Here is a 17665-nt window from a genome sequence, read left to right as displayed (position 1 = left end):
GGTATTTTTACCGTATTGTATGGCCTATTTCAGCTGCCCTATGATAATTGGCGCTAATTTGGAGCAATCGAAGCCCGGCATCGCCATGGCGCGGCGCGCAAGAGAAGCTTCGGTACTCTACCCTGTTTGAGCTGGCAGGTCCGCCAGCCAGCTTGCAACCCTGCTCGCAAGACAAGAGCCGAAAGGAGACTCGTGAACAAAGTGTATCCAGACGCGGCCACCGCGTTGAAAGACATCGTCAAGGACGGTCAGACCATTGCGGTCGGCGGCTTTGGCCTGTGTGGCATCCCCGAGGCGTTGATCGCCGCCCTGCGTGATGCGGGCGTGCAGAACCTGACCGCCATTTCCAACAACGCCGGCGTCGATGGTTTCGGCCTGGGCCAGTTGCTCACTACCCGCCAGATCAAGAAGATGATCGCTTCCTACGTGGGCGAGAACAAGGAATTCGAGCGCCAGTACCTGGCCGGCGAGCTGGAACTGGAATTCACACCGCAAGGTACGCTGGCCGAGAAACTGCGCGCCGGTGGGGCAGGCATTCCCGCTTTCTTCACCAAGACCGGTGTCGGCACCCTGGTCGCCGAGGGTAAGGAAGTGCGCGAATTCGATGGCGAGCGCTACGTGATGGAACGCTCGCTGGTAGCCGACGTGTCGCTGGTGAAGGCGCAGAAGGCCGACAAGGCCGGCAACCTGGTCTTCAACAAGACCGCGCGCAACTTCAACCCCAACGTGGCCATGGCCGGCAAGATCACCGTGGTGGAAGTGGAAGAATTGGTCGAAGTGGGCCAGCTCGACCCGGACCAGATCCACACCCCCGGCATCTTCGTGCATCGCATCGTGGTCAATGCCACGCCCGAGAAGCGCATCGAACAACGCACCGTGCGCGCATAAGGAGACACAGAAAATGGCATGGACCAGAGATGAAATGGCGGCACGCGCCGCCAAGGAACTGCAGGACGGCTTCTACGTGAACCTGGGCATCGGCTTGCCCACGCTGGTGGCCAACCACGTTCCGAGTGATATCGAAGTGTGGCTGCAATCCGAGAACGGCCTGCTGGGCATCGGCCCCTTCCCCACCGAAGACCAGGTCGACCCGGACCTGATCAACGCCGGCAAGCAGACCGTGACCACTATTCCCGGTTCGTCCTTCTTCAGCTCGGCGGATTCCTTCGGTATGATCCGCGGCGGCAAGATCAACATCGCCATCCTGGGTGCGATGCAGGTCTCGGCCAAGGGTGACCTGGCCAACTGGATGATCCCCGGCAAGATGGTCAAGGGCATGGGGGGCGCGATGGACCTGGTGGCGGGCGTGGGTCGCGTGGTGGTGTTGATGGAACATGTGGCCAAGGCCAAGGATGGCAGCACTTCCAAGAAGATCTTGAACGACTGCAACCTGCCGCTGACCGGCGTGGGCGTGGTCAACCGCATCATCACCGACCTGGGTGTGATCGACGTCACACCGGGCGGCCTGAAGCTGATCGAACTGGCTGCCGGCGTGACCAAGGAAGAAGTGATCGAGAAGACCGAAGCGCCGCTGGATGTGAGCGAAGTCTGATCTGTATCGATCTCGATGACGCGGCGCTGATGGCTGCGTCGTGAGGTAGCAAGGGCGCCGTGAAACCGGCGCCCTTGGTGTTTTTACCTTCTGAAAATCACTCGCCCTCAGTCCACGCCACTGACCCGCACTGCATTGCGTCCCTCCCGCTTGGCGCGGTACAGGGCGGCATCGGCGGCATTGAGTACGTCTTCCACGCGACGATGGTGCTCGCGCTCCAGGGTCGCCACTCCCACGCTGATGGTGACCACCCGCAGCGGGCTGGTGGCGTGCACGATCAGGCGACTGTAGACCGCATCGCACAGGCGCTGGGCCATCAGGCAGGCGCCCTGGGCATCGGTGAGCTCCAGCAGCACCACGAATTCCTCGCCGCCATAGCGACCGGCGCAGTCGGTATTGCGCGGCAGGTTTTCCGAAATGGCCTGGGCCACTTCCTGCAACACGGCGTCGCCCAGTTTGTGGCCATAGGTATCGTTATAGGACTTGAAGAAGTCCACATCGATGAACAGTACCGAAAAGGTCGAATGCAGATTGCGCCGGCAACGCTCCCAGGCGGCTTGCAGGGCTTCGTCCAGGGCGCGGCGATTGAGCAGGCCGGTCAGGCCATCGGTCAAGGCCAGTTCTTCCAGGCGCTTTTCGATGGTCACGCGGCGGCGCAGTTCCTCGCGTACGTGCAAGAGCAGGTAGGCTGACAGCAGGCCGAAGATCAAGAGCGAGACGATGACCGCATACAATGTCTTGTACCAGCTCTTGAAGATCGCTTCCTCGGCATAGCCGACGAAGACGATCAGCGGTGAATTGGGGATGCGGCGGAAGGTGTAGAGCCGCTCCACGCCGTCACTGTTGGCGCGTGCAAAGAAGCTGCCTTCCTCATGCTGCAGGGCGCTCTGGATACGCTGGAAATTGGCGCTGGCGTTAATGTCGCGACCCATTACATGTTCCTTGTAGGGCACCCGCATGTAGACCACGCCATCATCGGAATACAGCGAGATCACGCCATTGGCCCCCAGCGAGAGGCCTTCGAACAATTCGCGGAAGTAGCTCAGGTCCAGTGCCATCACCACGATGCCGGCAAAGCTGCCATCATCGTTGAACAGGCGCTTGGACAGCACCACCACCTGCATGTCGTTGCCCAGGTTGGCATGGATGGGTTTGGAGACGTACAAGCCGATGTTGTCGGCATCGCGGTGAGCGGTGAAATAGGCCCGGTTGCTGTAATTGGGCGCACTCTCGCCAGGGCGTCGGCGCGAGCTGGCCAGCACTTCGCCATCGGCGCCGATGACGGCCATCACGGTGATGTGACTGACGCTGGCGGCACCGCCAAACAGGTAGGCGTAGCGCTGCGCTTCATCCAGCCGGCGCGAGCTCAGCGGATGCTGGTAGCGGTAGGCCAGGGTGTCCAGGGACAGGGACAGCACTTCCATGTTGCGCGAAATGGCGCGCTGGGCGATCAGGGTGACGTTGCTGGCGTTGTCCACCGCCGACAGGCGGGTCTGGCGATAGCTTTGATAAAGCGTACTGGCGCAGATGGCCATGACCATCAGGATGGCGATGCCCAATACCACCACCAGGTATTTCTTCAACTGCTTGATTTTCTTTCCCCCCGGAATACCCCCAGGCGCAATTAACGCATAAAGCAAATGGCGCTTCTATCTTGATCGGCGGCAATGTGATTGTCTTGCAACAAAAAGATGAACCGTGGCGCAGGCCTTCCTGTCAGATGATTCATCGCAGGGCGCGCTTTGTGTTTAAATGCGAGCGCTCCTAAAAGAACAAGAGATATGCCAACCTCGGGAGGCCTCCTGAACACCCAGAACACCATCCAGCGCGACCTGCTCATCCTGTGGGCCTTCATCGCCACCATCGCCCTGATCCTGGCCTTCCTGCTGCTGCAACTGAGCCGCCAGGGCGCTTCTTCGCAGATCAGCCAGGCCACCGGCCAGGCGACTGTGAGCTGCGCCACCATGAGCGCGGGCTTGGCCCATGCGCTCTCGGGCAGCAGCGGGGCGGCGCACAGCAAGCCGGATGCCGATGGGCTGCCCGGTACCTCGATGATGCAGGCGGTGATCGACCTGTCGCTGCGCGAGCAGGCCGGCGTGGAGGGCGGTTTCTGGCATCCGCAACGCGCTGTGGTGGCCTATGCCTTTCCCACCTACGACGGCAGCGGCATCAAGCGCGATCCGCCGGGCGCGGAAATGGAACGTATCGTCTCGACTGCGCAGCGTGCGCTCGATAGCGGGGCGAGCGTGACCGATGTGCGGCCCGGTCTGCGCGAGGCGGTAGTGTTCGCCGCCTGCCCGGTGCCGCTGTCGGGCCTGCCGCTGGCGGCCTGGACCTTGAAGCGGGTGCCGGTGATGAGCGCGGCCGTGCTCAACCAGTTGCTGGCCGCCAGTGCCCTGCTGCTGGCGTTCGTCATCATCAGTGGCGTCTGGCTGGGTGCCACGCTCACCCGCTGGCGCGGCCAGTCCGAGCGCCTGGCCGCGCAACTGGCGCAGTCCGAACGCTTGGCCACGCTGGGCCGGGTGGCCGCCGGCATGGCCCATGAGATCCGCAATCCCATCGGCGCCATGCGCATGAAGGCCGAGAATGCCCTGGCCGCACCGCCCCAGGTACGCCAGACGCGCGTGACCGGCGCGCTGGAAATGGTGGTGAGCCAGACCGAAAGGCTCGATGCGCTGGTGGCCAGCCTGCTGGCGCTGGCCCAGCCGTTCCAGGTGCAGCGCCAGGTGCTGGATCTAGCGGCCTGGATCGATGAGCGGCGCCAGGCCCATGCCGAGCTGGCCGAGAAACATCAGGTGCAATTGCAGGCGGCCATCGATCTGCCCAGCTTCACGGGCGGCCTGGCTACCAGTGCGCTGGATCCGGTACAGATGGCGCGCGCCCTCGACAATCTCTTGCTCAACGCCCTGGCCCATTGCAGCGCCGGCGGCCGCATCGAGATCGGTGCCCGCCGCCAGTCCAATGGGCGCCTGCTGCTGTGGGTGGCCGATGATGGTCCGGGCGTGCCCGCCGAATTGCGTGATAGCCTGTTCGATCCCTTCGTCAGCCAGCGCAGCGGCGGTACCGGCCTGGGCCTGGTGTTGGTGCGCGAGATCGTGCACGCGCATGGCGGCGAGATCACCCTGGCCAGCGCTGCGCGCGGGGCCCGTTTTGAGATGGAGTTGCCATGGCGCGCATCCTGATCGTCGATGATGACCTGGCCTTTCGCGGCAGCCTGGCCGAGACCGTGGGCGACCTCGGTCATGAGGTGCTGGAAGCCGGCAGCACCGCCGCCGGCCTGAAGCTGCTGGCCGCCCATGGGGTCGACGCGGCCATCGTCGATCTGCGCATGGCCGACGAAGACGGCCTGGTCTTCCTGCAACGCGCCCCGGCCATTGCCCCCATCCCTTGCATCATGCTGACCGCCTATGCCAGCGGCGACAACACCATCGAAGCCATCCGCCTGGGTGCCTTCGATCACCTGACCAAGCCGGTACCGCGTGCGGCCCTGGTAGAAACCCTGGAGCGCGCCCTGCGCCAGAGCGCGGCGCTGTCCGCGCCCCCGGCGTCGCAGGAGACGCCGCCCGGCAGCGAGCGCAATGAACTGGTCGGCGACAGCGAAGCCATGCGCCAGGTCTTCAAGCAGATCGGTCGCGCTGCCACCAGTGATGCCACCGTATTGATCCTGGGCGAGACCGGTACCGGCAAGGAGCTGGTGGCGCGTGCCCTGCATCGTAACGGTAGTCGGGCCAAGCGTCCCTTCGTGGCAGTCAATTGCGCGGCGATTCCGGCCGAGCTGATCGAAAGCGAGTTGTTCGGTCACGTCAAAGGCGCCTTCAGCGGCGCCAGCGCCAACCGCATCGGGCGCTTCCAGGAAGCCGATGGCGGCACTCTGTTCCTGGATGAAATCGGCGACATGGCCGCGCCGACCCAGGCCAAGATCCTGCGCGTGCTGCAGGAGCGTGAGCTCACGCCCGTGGGCGGCAATCAATCCGTGAAGGTGGACGTGCGCGTGATCGCCGCCACCCACCGCGACCTGCCGCAGGAAATCCGCGAGGGACGCTTCCGCGAAGATCTCTGGTATCGCCTGCAGGTGTTGCCGATCAAGGTACCGCCGCTGCGCGAGCGCCCCGGCGACATCCTGGCCATTGCCGAACATTTCCTGCGCCAGCATGGTGGCGACAGCCCCAAGCGCATCAGTCCAGCAGCCGCACGGCGCTTGTTGCAGCATAGCTGGCCAGGCAATGTGCGCGAATTGCGCAATACCATGGAGCGGGCGGCAGTGATGAGTCATGGCGCCTGCATCGAGGTGGAGCATATCGAGTTGCCCGAGTTGGCCCCTGCCAGCCCAGAGAGCGCAGTGGCCATCGATTGGGAGGGCTCGCTGGCGCAGGCGGTGGCCCAGGTCGAGCGGGTGATGCTGCAGCGGGCCCTGGCGGCGGCCAACGGCAACCGTGCCGAAGCCGCGCGCCGGCTGGGGATTTCACGCCAGCAGCTCTATCGCAAACTGGAAGAGCAGGGTATGTCCTAACTCCCCTGGCCGATACTGCGATCCAGCACCAGGCCCAGCATCGCGCAGCATCCCGCGAACAGGCCAATCCCACCCACCACGCCCAGCCCCAGGATGCCGGCGCCCACGGCACTGCCTAGCGAGAATCCCAGGTACATGGTCGAGGTATTGAGCGAGAGCGCCACCGAAGCCTGGGCCGGGGTACCGGCGGCGATGAGTCGCGCCATCTGCGCCGGGAAGAAGGCCCACACCGCAAAGCCCCATACGGCCACTGCCGCCAGTACCGGTACCAGCGCCTGCGCTGGCCCCAGCAAGGTGGCCGCAGCCAGCGCCCAGAATGCCAGCATCAACAGCAGCAGCGCTGCGCGTACCACCCGGCGCGAGCCGAAGCGGTCATTGAGGGTACCGCCGAGGGTCACCCCCACCGCAGCGGCAGCGCCCCACAGGCTGACCGTCATGCCGATGCCGGCCTCGCCGAAGGCCAGGGTGCGCGACAGGTAAGGGGCGATGTAAGGATAGGCCGCATAGGCGCCGACCGACCAGAACAGGGTCACGGCCAGCAAGCGTCGGATTTGCGACTGACCGATCACGCCCAGCCGCTCGCGCAGGCCGGCCACGTGCAACTGCCCACCCGCGCGGCGATCCACGCCCAGCCAGATGCCGGCCACGGCCACCGCGCCCATCACCGCCACGGCCAGGAAGGTGGCGCGCCAGCCGAAGGCATGACCCACCACCGAACCCAGCGGCAAGCCCAGCGCGATGGCGATGGTCATGCCGCCGCTGACGATGGCCAGCGCCCGTCCGCGCTGCTCGGGTTTGACGATGGCACCGGCCAGGGCATTGGCGTTGGGGGTGTAGAGACCGGCGGCCACCGCCATCAGCAGGCGTGAGCTCAGCAGGCTGGCAAAGCCGGTCGAGTGTGCCGCCAGCAGATTGGCCAGGGTGAAGATACCCATGGCGCCGATGAGCAGGTTGCGTCGGTTGATGCGCGCCGAGAGCACCGTGGTGATGGGCGAACTGAGCGCCAGCACCAGGGTAAAGACGATCACCAGGCTGGCCACGGCCGAGACGCTCATGCCGAAATCGGCCGCCATCCTGGGCAGCAAGGGCGCAATCATGAACCCCTCGGTACCGATGGCAAAGCTGCCCAGGGCCAGGAAACCGGCGGTCAGCAGCGAGCCCTGATGCGCCTGTGCCTGCGGCGTGGAGGAGGTGGGAGTGCTAGGAGAGGTATTCATGGTGGGTTCGAGCATCAGCGAGGTGACCGGCCCGTGGGCAAGAGAGCCAGAAAAGGATTTCTGCCAGGGCCGGTCGTGTTGGAGGAGCAGTCTCGATCAGACCGGGATGGGGTTGGCGACCAGCGCCTCGTTGAAGCCATTGACCAGCGCGTGTTCCTTGGCGCCGGGGTTGTCGCGCAGCGGCTTGATGGCCTCCACGATGATTTCCTCATCGTCGCTGGCCAGCTTGCTCATGGTCTCGGCGATGAAGGCCTCCAGCGGCATGGCGCGCGGGTCGCCGCTCTTCTTGACCAGGTCGGTATCGACCCAGGGCGGGGCGATTTCCTGCACCCGCACATGGGTATGGCGCAGCATGAAGCGTTGCGACATGGCATACGAATGCAGCGCCGCCTTGCTGGCCGAATAGACCGCCGTGACCGCCAGCGGCACATAGGCCAGCACCGAGGTGTTGTGGATGATGGTGGCGCTGGGCTGGGCCTTGAGCAGTTCGATCAGGGCCGAAGTGAGGCGGATCGGCCCCAACAGGTTGGTGTCGAGGATGTTGCGGCTGACCTGGTCATCGATGGTGCTGCCGGCGTCGTCGAAGGGCATGATGCCGGCATTGTTGATGAGCACGTTGAGCTTGGGGTAGCGCGCCTTGAGGGTGGCGGCCGCGGCATCGATGCTGGCCAGGCTGGAGACGTCGAATTCGATGGCATCCATGCCGGGATTGGCGGCAGTCACTTCATCGAGCAGCGCCTTGCGGCGGCCGCCGATGATGACCTGGTTGCCCAGTTTATGGAAGGCTTCGGCCAGGGCGCGGCCAATGCCGGAGGTGCCGCCGGTGATGAAGAGGGTGTTGTCGGTCAGCTTCATGGTGTTTTCCTTCACGATGTCAGTTGGTAGGGGCTCGCAAAAGACCGCCCGCTGGGAGGCCTTTGCAGAAAAATTCACTTGGGGTGAAAAAGGCGACGAACCGGGGGGGGATCAGTGCGTCACGGCGTAGCGCGTTGCCGGCACATTGGCCGAGAGCTGGGTGGACAGGCTCTGGCGGGCGCTGTCGAAGCGGATCCAGGCATCTTCGTCGTGCAACGAGGGGATGGTGACCAGCTCGCCGCGCTCGAACCCGACCAGGGCGGCATCGACCATCTGCTCGGCCGGCATCACGATGGCCGGGTCCAGATGTTCCAGCGGCAATCCGCCGATGGCCCAGAAATCGGTGGCGGTGGCGCCCGGCAGAACGGCCTGCACCTGCACACCTTGGTCGGCCAGTTCATGGTGCAGCGACTGCGAGAAGGCCAGCACGAAGGCCTTGCTGCCGCCATAGACGCCGTTGAGGATTTCCGGCGCCACGCCGACGATGGAAGAGATATTGATGATCGCACCCCGGCCGCGTGCCACGAAACCCGGCACGGCGGCATAGGTCAGGCGGGTCGGTGCGGTGACGTTGAGGGCGATCATGTCGGTCATGTGCTCGACATCGCTTTGCAGCAGCGGGGTATGGGTGCCGATGCCGGCATTGTTGACCAGCAGCGTGATGCTGGCGTCGCTGCGCAGCTTGTCTTCCACCTGGGCCAGCGACTGCGCATTGCCGAGGTCGGCCGACAGCACTTCGACGGTACGGCGGGTGTCATTGCTGATGCGCTCGGCCAGGGCGTTGAGGCGTTCGCGGTTGCGCGCCACCAGGATCAGGTCATAGCCCTGGCGTGCCAGGCGGTCGGCGTAGACGGCGCCGATGCCGGAGGAGGCACCGGTGATGAGGGCGGTGCCGCGTTGGGTGGTGGTGGTCTGGTTCATGATGTTCTCCTTCGGTTGTCGGTTGCGATGGAGAGCATCTTATGGCGAGGGCGGATATCATGAATGACGTAGATGGTCATGTTTTAGGACATCCTGTCCAGAAACGGTCATGGACCGTTTCCAGAGGGGGCTGTTAGTGCCCGGCGCTGCTGGAGAAGACATTGATCACCATCACCCCCGCCACGATCAGGGCGATCCCGGCCACTGCCGGCCAGTCCAGGCGCTGCTGGTGGATCAGCCAGGCGGCCAGGGTGACCAGCACGATGCCCACCCCTGACCAGATCGCATAGGCCACGCTGGTGGGCATGGTGCGCAGGGTCAGCGAGAGGCAGTAGAACGAGACGCCATAACCCAGCACCACGATCAGCGCGGGCAACAGGCGCGTGAAGCCCTGCGAGGACTTCAGGGCGGTGGTGGCGATCACTTCAGCGACGATGGCCACTGACAGGGTCAGGTAGGCGGACATGGGGAAATACTCCTGTGGATAAATCAAGATGAAGGGGGCGCTGGAAGATGTCCACAGCCTTCACAGGCGCTTGCGTGCGGCGTGGACAGTGTCCGCCAGCGGACGGGAAGGTGTCACGGGAACGGACACCTGCATTTCCTGAGAATTTGCAAGTCATTGATTTTAAAGGATTTCGTGGCAGGCACGGGGTTTGCAAAAGAAGGAGTACCCCTCTCACCTCAAAGGAGTTGCCATGAACCGTTCCACCTTCCTCCCCCGTTACCTGTCGGCGGCCTCGGCGCTGGTCCTGTTGGGCGCGCTGTGGTCGGCCCAGGCCCAGCCCTTGCCCCCCGCACCTGTGGCAGGTCCGGCGCCGGGCGTTGGCCCCGCCGTCGCTCCGCCCCCGCCGCCGGCCACCTATGAAGCCGCGCTGACGGCCCAGGCCCCGGTTACTGAAGGCCGCGTGAGCCGCTTCCTGATCAATCCCTATGGCGAAGTCGATGGCCTGGTGGTGGGCGAGCGCACCGTGATCAAGTTCCCGCCGCACCTGTCGCAGACGCTGCAGAATGCGGTCAAGCCGGGCCAGTCGGTGCGCGTGTTCGGCCAGGCCGAGGCGGCTGGCGTCATCAAGGCCGATGCCATCGTCAACCTGGCCAATGGCCAGACCGTGATCGACCGTCCGCCTGCCTTCGACGCCAACCCGCCGCTGCCGCCGCACCTGCGCGCGGCGCAGTTGCGCCAGATCTCGGTGCGCGGCAAGATCGCCATGGTCTTGACCGGCCCGCGTGGCGAAGCCAATGGCGTCATCCTCGATGACGGCAGCATCGTGCGCTTCGCTCCCGACAGCATCCGCACGCCGCTGGAACCTGGCGCGCCGTTTGCTGCCAATGGCTTGGGTACCCGCAACAGCTATGGCACCGCCATCGAAGCCATCGATGTAGGCGCCAGTGCGGATAGCCTGCAACCCTTGTACAGCCGGGTGCGCTGATCGATCCTGGCAGTAGCTCGCGGTGGAGACGAATCGGCTTGCGGCCGGCTCGTCTCATTCCTTCCACTTTTTACTTTAAAGAATAAGAACCATGTCGCCTAAAGTCCTTCCCATCGTTTTCCTGGTCATCTCCAATGTCTTCATGACCTTCGCCTGGTACGGCCACCTCAAGTTCGAGAACCGGCCGTTGTACCTGGTCATCCTGGTGAGCTGGATGATCGCCCTGGCCGAATACTGTTTCGCCGTGCCGGCCAACCGTATCGGTCACACCGTCTACAACGCCGCCGAACTCAAGACCATGCAGGAAGTCATCACGCTGGTGGTGTTCTCGATCTTCTCGGTGCTGTACCTGGGTGAACAATTCACCATCAACCACCTGATCGGCTTTGGCTGCATCTGCCTGGGCGCGTTCTTCATCTTCAAGGGGCCCATAGGATGAACCCCAAGGCCCGCTCCATCGCCTGGCTCTCCAGGCTGAACTTCTTCCTGGCCGATGTGCGCGACGGGCTGGGCCCTTTCCTGGGCGTGTTCCTGATGGGCCACGGCTGGGCCGCCGACGACATCGGCTACGTGATGACGCTGGGTGGTATCGCCGGCATGTTGGCCACCACCCCGGCCGGGGCCTTGACCGATGCCGTGCGCGCCAAGCGCCTGGTGGTCGGCCTGGGTTCGGTGCTGGTGGTGGGTGGCTCGCTGCTGTTGCTGGTCTCGCCCAGCTTCACCATCACGGCCCTCTCGCAAGTGGGCACCGGCATCGTCGGTGCCGTGATCGGCCCGGCCATTGCCGGCCTGACGCTGGGCATCGTCGGCCAGCAGGGATTGCCGGCGCAACTGGGGCGCAACGAAGCCTGGAATCATGCCGGCAACGTCTGCTCGGCCGCCCTGGCCGGCGCGATCGGCTATTACTGGGGCTTGCCAGCGGTGTTCGTGCTGATGGCGGTGATGGCCGTGGCTTCGTTGCTGTGCCTGGCGCGCATCCGTCCCGATGACATCGACCACGACGTTGCACGCGGCCTCGATCCACAGCGCGCAGCCGATGCCCCGCAGGTCTCCACCTGGCGCGTGCTGGCGGGCTCGCGACCCTTGCTGCTGCTGGCGCTGGCGATGATGCTGTTCCACCTCGGGAACGCCGCGATGTTGCCGCTGTTGAGCCAGTCGGTGGTTGCCCGTGGCAGCGCCGATCCGGCGCTCTATACCGCGCTGACCGTGATCGTGGCGCAACTGGTGATGATCCCCACGGCGCTCATGGCGGGGCGCTTTGCCGAGCGCAACGGTTACTGGCTGCCGATCACCATTGCGCTGTTGGCGCTGCCGGTGCGCGGCATGGTGGCCGGGGTGTGGGATTCACCCTGGGCGCTGCTGCCGGTGCAGGTACTGGATGGCGTGGGCGCCGGTTTGCTGGGCGTGGCGCTGCCGGGTTCGGTGGCACGCATCCTGCAGGGCAGCGGCCACATCAACATCGGCCTGGGTGCGGTGACCACCATCCAGTCCATCGGTGCGGCCATGAGCCCGGCGCTAGCGGGGGTGGTGGCCAAGCACTATGGCTATGGCGCGGCTTTTACCGTACTGACCGGTATTGCATTGATGGCGCTGCTGGTGTGGGGATGGCTGGCCGAGCGGCGCGATCATGGCGCTGCGGTCTTGCCCGTCACCGGCAGGTAGTTCCTCAGTCGGGTGGCGAGCGTAGCAGTTTCTGGAATTCACGTGGCGTCCAAGGCCGCAGTGCCACGATCATCGATGCGCCATGGCGCCGATCCAGCGGCAGTGCCAGGTCCTGGTGATGGGCCGCCAGGAAGTCGGAGCACAGGCGGTTCATTGCCCGTTGCAAGGTGGCGTTGCTGCTTTCGCTGAGGGTGCCGCTGACCATGATCATCTTTTCGCCTGCCTGGTCGAAGTGCGAGTTGAAGAAATCATTGCGCAACTGGGCGCGGAAGTATTGCTGGATCGGACCACCCGGCAGCCAGCTGAAATCGGGCGCCACCCTTACACGGATGCGGTTGTTGGGTAGCAGGTCAAGGATGCCCAGTTTGTCCAGCCGCGCCAGCAGTCGGATACATTCGGCCTTGGTCAGCGCAAAGGTGTTGATCATTTCTTCCAGCGTCCATTGCTGTAATGCGTGTACCGCCACCAGCAGCAAGCGAGGATCAGCGACCAGCCTGGCTTCCTGCTCCGCCGTCAGGCGCGAGGGGATGGGATGCTCGGCCACCACCATGCGTGCCAGGTCGCTGATCTCCATACCCAGCAGGGTACAGATCTGGTCCAGCCGCTCCAGCGTGAAGCTGCGTTCGGCGAAGACGCGTTTGACGCTGGCTTCGCTCAGGGCCAATCCCTTGGCCAATTGCGCGTAGGTGATGCCGCGCGCCTTGAGTACATTCTTCAATGCAGTGACCAGCGCGTCAGTCTGGGCCATGGCAGTCTCCATTTTTTTTGGACAGGTTGATGAGCTCGGCAGGGTATTGTATTTCGATACCAAATGTCACAGGAAGCGCACTTTTCGATACAGCACTCAACAACGCCGTTGCGCGTGGCTACAGTGCGCCTGGCTGGTTTGCCATGGTGGCGGGCCAGATGCCCATCATCCCAGGAGTCGATCATGAAGCACCCGCTGTTGCCCCGTCTTTCCCTATTTCTGGCCCTGGTCAGTGCCTTGCTGGCAGGACCGGCGCCTGCCCAGTCGATCATCCGGTTCAGTCCCTCTACTGTCTCGGTGGTGATCTCGGTGGGCTTGCCGGCGCTCTTCATTTCGCAAACCGGACGTTACGTCGTCAAGGGCGTGGAAGCCTCCGCCGATGGCACGGTCTATGTGCTGGAAAAGCTGGGCGAGGGCGTGCGCGGTTCGGTCACGGTGGGGACCAATGTCAGCGGTGCGGCCTCGATCGGTGTGGGGGAGTCGGTGAGCTTCGTGACCACGACATCGGGCACGCTGTTGGTGGCTGCCGGCAAGGTACTGGCGATCATCCCCAACGCCCTCGGCGAGGCATTGCTGAAGAACGTGAAGCTGTCCTGATCCGTTCACCGGGAGATTGTCATGTCATTGCGTCGATCTTGCATCCAGCGCCTGCTGGCCAGCCTGGCCCTGAGCCTCATCTTCATCCTGCCGATGACTGCCTATGCCGGCCAAGCCTGCGAACAGACCATCCCCGAGGCCACTGCCGTGCGTGCGCAACTGGAAATGGCTGCCAGAACCGTCGAACGACTCAATGCCAGTGGTGCCGAGGTGGTCATCATCGCCCGCGTTGGTCAGGATCTGAGCACCTACCGGCAGCGCTATTCGCATCTGGCTTTTGCCTATCGCGACGATCAGCAATGGTACGTGGTCCACAAGCTCAACGACTGTGGTACCGCACTGAGCAATATCTACGAGCAGGGCATGGGACAGTTCTTCATGGACCGCCCCTTCCTGTTGGAAGCCTACGTCAGCGTGCCACCGCCGGAGATGCAGGCCAAGTTGCGCCTGGCCATCCGTGGTGCCCAGGTCACCCACCTGCACGAGCCGCACTACAACATGCTGGCCTATCCCTGGGCCACCCGTTACCAGCAATCCAACCAGTGGGTCAACGAAACCCTGGCGCACGCGCTGGAGCCGCAGATAGAAAGCCGCGAACAGGCTCAGGCCTGGCTCAGGCTCAAGGGTTACCTGCCCGATACCTTGCACCTGGGACCGCTCACGCGCCTGGGTGGGCGCATGTTCAAGGCCAACATCGCCTTTGACGATCATCCCACTGCCTTGCGCTTCAGCGATAGAATTCAGACCACCACGGCGGATTCGGTGTTGGCCTTTTTGCAGCAAGCGGGGCTCGAATCCAGTAATTTCGTGATCCAGGCAGTGGACCTGCCCGCCGCTGCTGATTGACCGGAATTTCCATGCGCCCGATTCTGTTGCTGGCTTTTGTCGTTGCCTTTGCTCCCTTGACCACCCATGCCGCGGGCGACCCCGTCAGTGGTCGCGCCGCCTTCGCCAAATGCGCCAGTTGCCACGCAGTCGGTCCCTCGGCGCGGGGCGGCTTTGGCCCGCAACTGACCAACGTGATCGGGCGCAAGGCCGGCTCCACCACCGACTTCAAGTATTCGCCAGCGATGGCCAGCGCCGGCTTCGTCTGGACCGAGGACAAGCTGCGCGCCTTCCTCAAGGCGCCCAGCGATGTCGTGCCCGGCAACAAGATGCGCTTCTGGGGCATTGGCAGCGACCAGCAGATCGACGACATCCTGGCTTACCTGCGAACTTTCAACCCATAGGCACAGTCACAAAGCGCGGGACCTTGCCACCTTCGAGCAAGCGATAACGACAACAAGAGTACCGCGCCATGTCCGAACTGTTCGTCATCACCACCTATTTCAATCCGGTCGGCTATGCCAGCCGGCGCCGCAATTACGACCTGTTCATGCAGGGGATGCGCTCGGCCGGTGTGGCTTGCCTGACGGTCGAATGCGCTTTCGGCGATGCGCCCTTCGACTTGCCTCCCAGCCTGGACGTGATCCAGGTTCGCGCCGCCACCCTGCTATGGCAAAAGGAACGGTTGCTCAACCTGGGGGCGTCCTGGTTGCCCGCGCGCTGCCGTTACGTGGCCTGGCTTGATTGCGACATCCTCTTCGACAACCCGCGCTGGGCCGCCGACCTGGTGCAGGCGCTGGGGCGACATCGCATCGTGCAGGTCTTCGACACCTGCACCCGGCTGGATCGCCACGGTCACGCCGGACCCACACCCGACCTGTGTCGCTCCTTCGCCAGCGTGATGGCCAGCGATCCCTCCACCCTCAATGCCGGTCGCTACGATCTGCACGGCCACACCGGCTATGGCTGGGCCATGCATCGCGAAATCTTCGATCGGGTCGGTCTTTATGAAGGCGCGATCTCGGGCAGTGCCGATCACTTCATGGCCCATGCCATCTTCAACGACTGCAATTTCTGCATCCGCAATGCGCTCAAGCATGAGCCGCGTCAGATTGCCCACCTGCGCGAGTGGAGCGAACGCTTCCACGCCGAGGTCGACGGGCGACTGGGCGTGGTTCCCGGGCATATCCGTCACCTGTGGCATGGCGATGCGGTCAACCGGCGTTACTTCCTGCGGATGCATGACATCACCGAGCTTGGCTACGACCCCTGGACCGACCTGGACTTGCGCCCCGGCCAGCCATTGGAGTGGGCTCCCGGCATGGACAAGCCGGGTTTGCGTGATTATTTCGCACGTTACTTTTCGAGTCGCCAGGAAGACGGCGTGGAGCTGGCCGCATGACATCTTCACCACTGACTGATGCGCTGCGCGCCGAATTGCGCGCGGCATTGCCTATCCTGGAGCGGGCCGACAGCCTGCTGGGTCCGCGCCTGGGCCAGGTACGCCGCGCCATCGCCGATGCCGACCTGCGCCGGCGCCGTTATCGTATCCATCTGGTGGAGCGGCAATTGTTGCCGGCCATTTCGCCGACCACTCTCAAGCGCCTGATCGACAGCGTTCCCGATTTCGTGGATGAGATCATTCGCGCCAGCTTTGCGCAGCACCAGCGCCGCTTCATCTGGTTCGGCTGGATGGCCTGGTTCGCCGGCCGCCCCTATCGAGAGGCGCTCACCCTGATGCGCGTGCGTCTGACCCGGTATATCGACCGCCAGCGCTTCGGCCAGCTCGCTGCCATGCGCGACGAACTGGATCGCCTGGACGGTGAGCGTCGCGCCTTGTTCGACGCCTCGCGCGCCCTGGGTGCGATGATGCACCTGATCCGGCAATCGCTACGCAATGGCACCGATCTGGATCAGCAAAGCTGGCAGCAGTTGCGCACCTTGCTGGCGCAATTGCCGCCGCTGCAGCCGCAGACTGCGCGGCGCACGCAACGCCAGGACGATGACGACCATGCCGCTCTGTTCAGCTTCACCACTTCCAGCCAGGGCAGCAGCCTGTGGCGCGATCTGGGGCAGCGTAATCACGATCCTGACGCCTTCCAGGGCCAGTTCGATGGCGGCGGGGCCAGCGGGGACTGGGATAACGGCAAGGACAGCAGTGGCGACACCTCTGGCCCGGAAGGTAAGAGCGCGGCCCAGCAGGAGCGCGGCAATGCCGCCAATGACATGGCACCGGTAGCCGCCGCAGCCGGTGCCGTGGCCATTGCCACCGACGATAGCCTGGGTTTGTTTTCCTGAACCACTTCAGGGTTGCGGCGGCAAGCCCATGCGTCGCCGCGCCAAATGAATGGAACCGTTGCGCATGGCCCAGCGCACCGGTTGCGCCGCCAGCAGCACCGAGCGCTGCAACAGTGCGCGGCGCCAGGCCGGGCGCGGAGTGACGCCCAGCATTTCCTGCGCCCAGGGTGGCAGCAGGTCCACGCCACCGCGCATCATCAGGCGTGTCCACGGTTGCGCCACCGCGTTCGGGGCGGGCGCATTCAATACCAGTTGCAAGGTCTGGCGGGTGCGCTCGTCGCACTGCAGTTGCGCTCGCATGGCCTCGAGATAGTCGGCGATCTGCGTGCGTGAACGCGGCACGTCGCGTGCGCCCAGTGCTTCGGCGATGCGGGCGATTTCGGCGAAGTACTGATCCTGGCGCGCCGCCGGAAAGCTGGGATTGCGATAGCGCAGATAGCCCTGCAGGAAGCACTGTACTTCCGCCACATGGACCCAGGTCAGCAGTTCGGGGTCGCTAGGGCCGGCCATCGGGTGCCACCCCCGTGACGCCGAGATGGATCTGCTTGACGCGCGCAATGAGGCGCTCGGCATCGGCGCGGCTACCGAAAGTGGTGCCGGCGATGAACTGGGCGGTGCGGCGCAGGCGGCCCAGCATGTCGGCCTGGAAGTTGGAGTGATCCCACACCCCGGCCAGCGGCAGCGGATGCAGCATCTGCAACAGCAGTGCAGCCACGCCACCGGTGAGCATGGCGGTGAAATCGCTATGCACCTGCCAGGCCGCCGAGTCCGGGCCGAACAGGCCGGGGTCGCCGGGCGGTTGCAGGAAGTCGGCACTGCCGGGACCGCGGCTGATGGCCAGGACGTTGGCTTCGATACGTTGGCGCAGAAATTCCATGATGTACGCACAAGGACGGGGAAAGGCAGTGTGCCATAAGGCTTGCCTAGGGCAATGCATGGGTATGTGGACTTTTTCCAGATGGGCTTGCAGCCGGTGAGAAGTCCTCCGCTGACATTTCTGTCAGAAAGCAGATTGGCGAAAAGCCTTCTACACACCGGCTGCCAGGC

General features: G+C 64.2%; 18 protein-coding genes and 1 pseudogene. 12 read left to right on the top strand and 7 right to left on the bottom strand.

Annotated elements, in window-relative coordinates:
• The first annotated feature begins 192 nt into the window (after positions 1-192).
• Both RC54_RS23945 and RC54_RS23940 read left to right on the top strand, forming a co-directional pair.
• Positions 193-888: a CoA transferase subunit A gene (locus RC54_RS23945; protein WP_058897291.1), complete on the top strand. Its 696-nt coding sequence runs from the start codon at positions 193-195 to the stop codon at positions 886-888.
• A gap of 13 nt (positions 889-901) precedes the next feature.
• Positions 902-1552 carry a 3-oxoacid CoA-transferase subunit B gene (locus tag RC54_RS23940; protein WP_017450056.1) on the top strand — a complete coding sequence of 217 codons (651 nt, stop codon included), beginning with the start codon at positions 902-904 and terminating at the stop codon, positions 1550-1552.
• 107 nt (positions 1553-1659) lie between these two features.
• On the opposite strand, the gene RC54_RS23935 is transcribed toward RC54_RS23940, so the two are convergent.
• Positions 1660-3135 (bottom strand): sensor domain-containing diguanylate cyclase, encoded by a 1476-nt coding sequence (locus tag RC54_RS23935; protein ID WP_174526043.1) that lies wholly within the window; start codon positions 3133-3135, stop codon positions 1660-1662.
• A 198-nt stretch (positions 3136-3333) separates the two neighbouring features.
• Here RC54_RS23935 and RC54_RS23930 point away from each other — a divergent pair, with 198 nt between their 5' ends.
• Positions 3334-4734 carry a sensor histidine kinase gene (locus RC54_RS23930; protein WP_058897290.1) on the top strand — a complete coding sequence of 467 codons (1401 nt, stop codon included), beginning with the start codon at positions 3334-3336 and terminating at the stop codon, positions 4732-4734.
• Positions 4719-6062 carry a sigma-54-dependent transcriptional regulator gene (locus tag RC54_RS23925; RefSeq protein ID WP_058897289.1) on the top strand — a complete coding sequence of 448 codons (1344 nt, stop codon included), beginning with the start codon at positions 4719-4721 and terminating at the stop codon, positions 6060-6062. The genes RC54_RS23930 and RC54_RS23925 overlap by 16 nt, the downstream gene beginning before the upstream one ends.
• Here RC54_RS23925 and RC54_RS23920 read toward each other — a convergent pair.
• The 4 genes from RC54_RS23920 to RC54_RS23905 all read right to left on the bottom strand — a co-directional run bounded on the left by RC54_RS23920 (position 6059) and on the right by RC54_RS23905 (position 9521).
• Complete coding sequence (locus tag RC54_RS23920) at positions 6059-7294, bottom strand: MFS transporter (RefSeq protein ID WP_058897288.1); 1236 nt, start codon at positions 7292-7294, stop codon at positions 6059-6061. The two genes, RC54_RS23925 and RC54_RS23920, sit on opposite strands and share 4 nt — an antisense overlap.
• Positions 7295-7375: 81 nt before the next feature.
• Positions 7376-8134, bottom strand: a complete 759-nt coding sequence (locus RC54_RS23915) for an SDR family oxidoreductase (RefSeq protein ID WP_058897287.1) — start codon at positions 8132-8134, stop codon at positions 7376-7378.
• Positions 8135-8245: 111 nt separating this feature from the next.
• A complete protein-coding gene (locus tag RC54_RS23910; protein ID WP_061788565.1) occupies positions 8246-9055 on the bottom strand; it encodes an SDR family NAD(P)-dependent oxidoreductase in 810 nt (269 codons plus the stop codon).
• Between the two features lie 133 nt (positions 9056-9188).
• Positions 9189-9521 (bottom strand): DMT family transporter, encoded by a 333-nt coding sequence (locus tag RC54_RS23905; RefSeq protein WP_017450050.1) that lies wholly within the window; start codon positions 9519-9521, stop codon positions 9189-9191.
• 232 nt (positions 9522-9753) lie between these two features.
• On the opposite strand from RC54_RS23905, the gene RC54_RS23900 reads away from it, so the two are divergent.
• The 3 genes from RC54_RS23900 to RC54_RS23890 all read left to right on the top strand — a co-directional run bounded on the left by RC54_RS23900 (position 9754) and on the right by RC54_RS23890 (position 12150).
• Positions 9754-10488 (top strand): hypothetical protein, encoded by a 735-nt coding sequence (locus tag RC54_RS23900; RefSeq protein ID WP_058897285.1) that lies wholly within the window; start codon positions 9754-9756, stop codon positions 10486-10488.
• Positions 10489-10579: 91 nt separating this feature from the next.
• Entirely contained in the window at positions 10580-10927 is a 348-nt protein-coding gene (locus tag RC54_RS23895) for a DMT family protein (protein ID WP_017450048.1), read from the top strand.
• Complete coding sequence (locus RC54_RS23890) at positions 10924-12150, top strand: MFS transporter (protein WP_061788564.1); 1227 nt, start codon at positions 10924-10926, stop codon at positions 12148-12150. Before RC54_RS23895 ends, RC54_RS23890 begins: the two co-directional genes overlap by 4 nt.
• Before the next feature lie 4 nt (positions 12151-12154).
• Here RC54_RS23890 and RC54_RS23885 read toward each other — a convergent pair whose 3' ends face one another.
• Positions 12155-12898: a helix-turn-helix domain-containing protein gene (locus RC54_RS23885; RefSeq protein WP_058897283.1), complete on the bottom strand. Its 744-nt coding sequence runs from the start codon at positions 12896-12898 to the stop codon at positions 12155-12157.
• A gap of 183 nt (positions 12899-13081) precedes the next feature.
• Between RC54_RS23885 and RC54_RS23880 the strand changes: the two genes are divergently transcribed.
• The 5 genes from RC54_RS23880 to RC54_RS23860 all read left to right on the top strand — a co-directional run bounded on the left by RC54_RS23880 (position 13082) and on the right by RC54_RS23860 (position 16618).
• Positions 13082-13495 (top strand): hypothetical protein, encoded by a 414-nt coding sequence (locus tag RC54_RS23880; protein ID WP_061788563.1) that lies wholly within the window; start codon positions 13082-13084, stop codon positions 13493-13495.
• A gap of 21 nt (positions 13496-13516) precedes the next feature.
• Positions 13517-14341, top strand: a complete 825-nt coding sequence (locus RC54_RS23875; RefSeq protein ID WP_061788562.1) for a DUF2145 domain-containing protein — start codon at positions 13517-13519, stop codon at positions 14339-14341.
• Positions 14342-14352: 11 nt separating this feature from the next.
• Entirely contained in the window at positions 14353-14724 is a 372-nt protein-coding gene (locus RC54_RS23870; protein WP_058897280.1) for a c-type cytochrome, read from the top strand.
• Positions 14725-14792: 68 nt separating this feature from the next.
• The gene (locus RC54_RS23865; RefSeq protein WP_058897279.1) at positions 14793-15722 is read left to right on the top strand and encodes a glycosyltransferase family protein; all 930 of its coding nucleotides are present in this window, start codon (positions 14793-14795) and stop codon (positions 15720-15722) included.
• Positions 15719-16618, top strand: a complete 900-nt coding sequence (locus RC54_RS23860) for a hypothetical protein (protein WP_058897278.1) — start codon at positions 15719-15721, stop codon at positions 16616-16618. The genes RC54_RS23865 and RC54_RS23860 overlap by 4 nt, the downstream gene beginning before the upstream one ends.
• Before the next feature lie 6 nt (positions 16619-16624).
• Here RC54_RS23860 and RC54_RS23855 read toward each other — a convergent pair.
• Positions 16625-17495 (bottom strand): annotated as a pseudogene (locus RC54_RS23855) (oxygenase MpaB family protein).
• Positions 17496-17665 lie beyond the last annotated feature (170 nt).

Source organism: Herbaspirillum rubrisubalbicans, from assembly GCF_003719195.1.
GTDB classification, from domain to species: domain Bacteria; phylum Pseudomonadota; class Gammaproteobacteria; order Burkholderiales; family Burkholderiaceae_D; genus Herbaspirillum; species Herbaspirillum rubrisubalbicans.
The sequence above is the reverse complement of the archived record's forward strand: the minus strand, read 5'-3'. Positions and strand labels throughout refer to the sequence as shown.

What these genes read in the sequence shown, in the direction of transcription:
- RC54_RS23940 (WP_017450056.1), top strand. Translation starts at nt 902, where the DNA reads ATGGCATGGACCAGAGATGAAATGGCGGCACGCGCCGCCAAGGAACTG.
- RC54_RS23870 (WP_058897280.1), top strand. Translation starts at nt 14,353, where the DNA reads ATGCGCCCGATTCTGTTGCTGGCTTTTGTCGTTGCCTTTGCTCCCTTG.
- RC54_RS23920 (WP_058897288.1), bottom strand. Translation starts at nt 7,294, where the DNA reads ATGCTCGAACCCACCATGAATACCTCTCCTAGCACTCCCACCTCCTCC.
- RC54_RS23930 (WP_058897290.1), top strand. Translation starts at nt 3,334, where the DNA reads ATGCCAACCTCGGGAGGCCTCCTGAACACCCAGAACACCATCCAGCGC.
- RC54_RS23895 (WP_017450048.1), top strand. Translation starts at nt 10,580, where the DNA reads ATGTCGCCTAAAGTCCTTCCCATCGTTTTCCTGGTCATCTCCAATGTC.
- RC54_RS23880 (WP_061788563.1), top strand. Translation starts at nt 13,082, where the DNA reads ATGAAGCACCCGCTGTTGCCCCGTCTTTCCCTATTTCTGGCCCTGGTC.
- RC54_RS23860 (WP_058897278.1), top strand. Translation starts at nt 15,719, where the DNA reads ATGACATCTTCACCACTGACTGATGCGCTGCGCGCCGAATTGCGCGCG.
- RC54_RS23910 (WP_061788565.1), bottom strand. Translation starts at nt 9,055, where the DNA reads ATGAACCAGACCACCACCACCCAACGCGGCACCGCCCTCATCACCGGT.
- RC54_RS23890 (WP_061788564.1), top strand. Translation starts at nt 10,924, where the DNA reads ATGAACCCCAAGGCCCGCTCCATCGCCTGGCTCTCCAGGCTGAACTTC.
- RC54_RS23885 (WP_058897283.1), bottom strand. Translation starts at nt 12,898, where the DNA reads ATGGCCCAGACTGACGCGCTGGTCACTGCATTGAAGAATGTACTCAAG.
- RC54_RS23900 (WP_058897285.1), top strand. Translation starts at nt 9,754, where the DNA reads ATGAACCGTTCCACCTTCCTCCCCCGTTACCTGTCGGCGGCCTCGGCG.
- RC54_RS23915 (WP_058897287.1), bottom strand. Translation starts at nt 8,134, where the DNA reads ATGAAGCTGACCGACAACACCCTCTTCATCACCGGCGGCACCTCCGGC.
- RC54_RS23865 (WP_058897279.1), top strand. Translation starts at nt 14,793, where the DNA reads ATGTCCGAACTGTTCGTCATCACCACCTATTTCAATCCGGTCGGCTAT.
- RC54_RS23905 (WP_017450050.1), bottom strand. Translation starts at nt 9,521, where the DNA reads ATGTCCGCCTACCTGACCCTGTCAGTGGCCATCGTCGCTGAAGTGATC.
- RC54_RS23875 (WP_061788562.1), top strand. Translation starts at nt 13,517, where the DNA reads ATGTCATTGCGTCGATCTTGCATCCAGCGCCTGCTGGCCAGCCTGGCC.
- RC54_RS23925 (WP_058897289.1), top strand. Translation starts at nt 4,719, where the DNA reads ATGGCGCGCATCCTGATCGTCGATGATGACCTGGCCTTTCGCGGCAGC.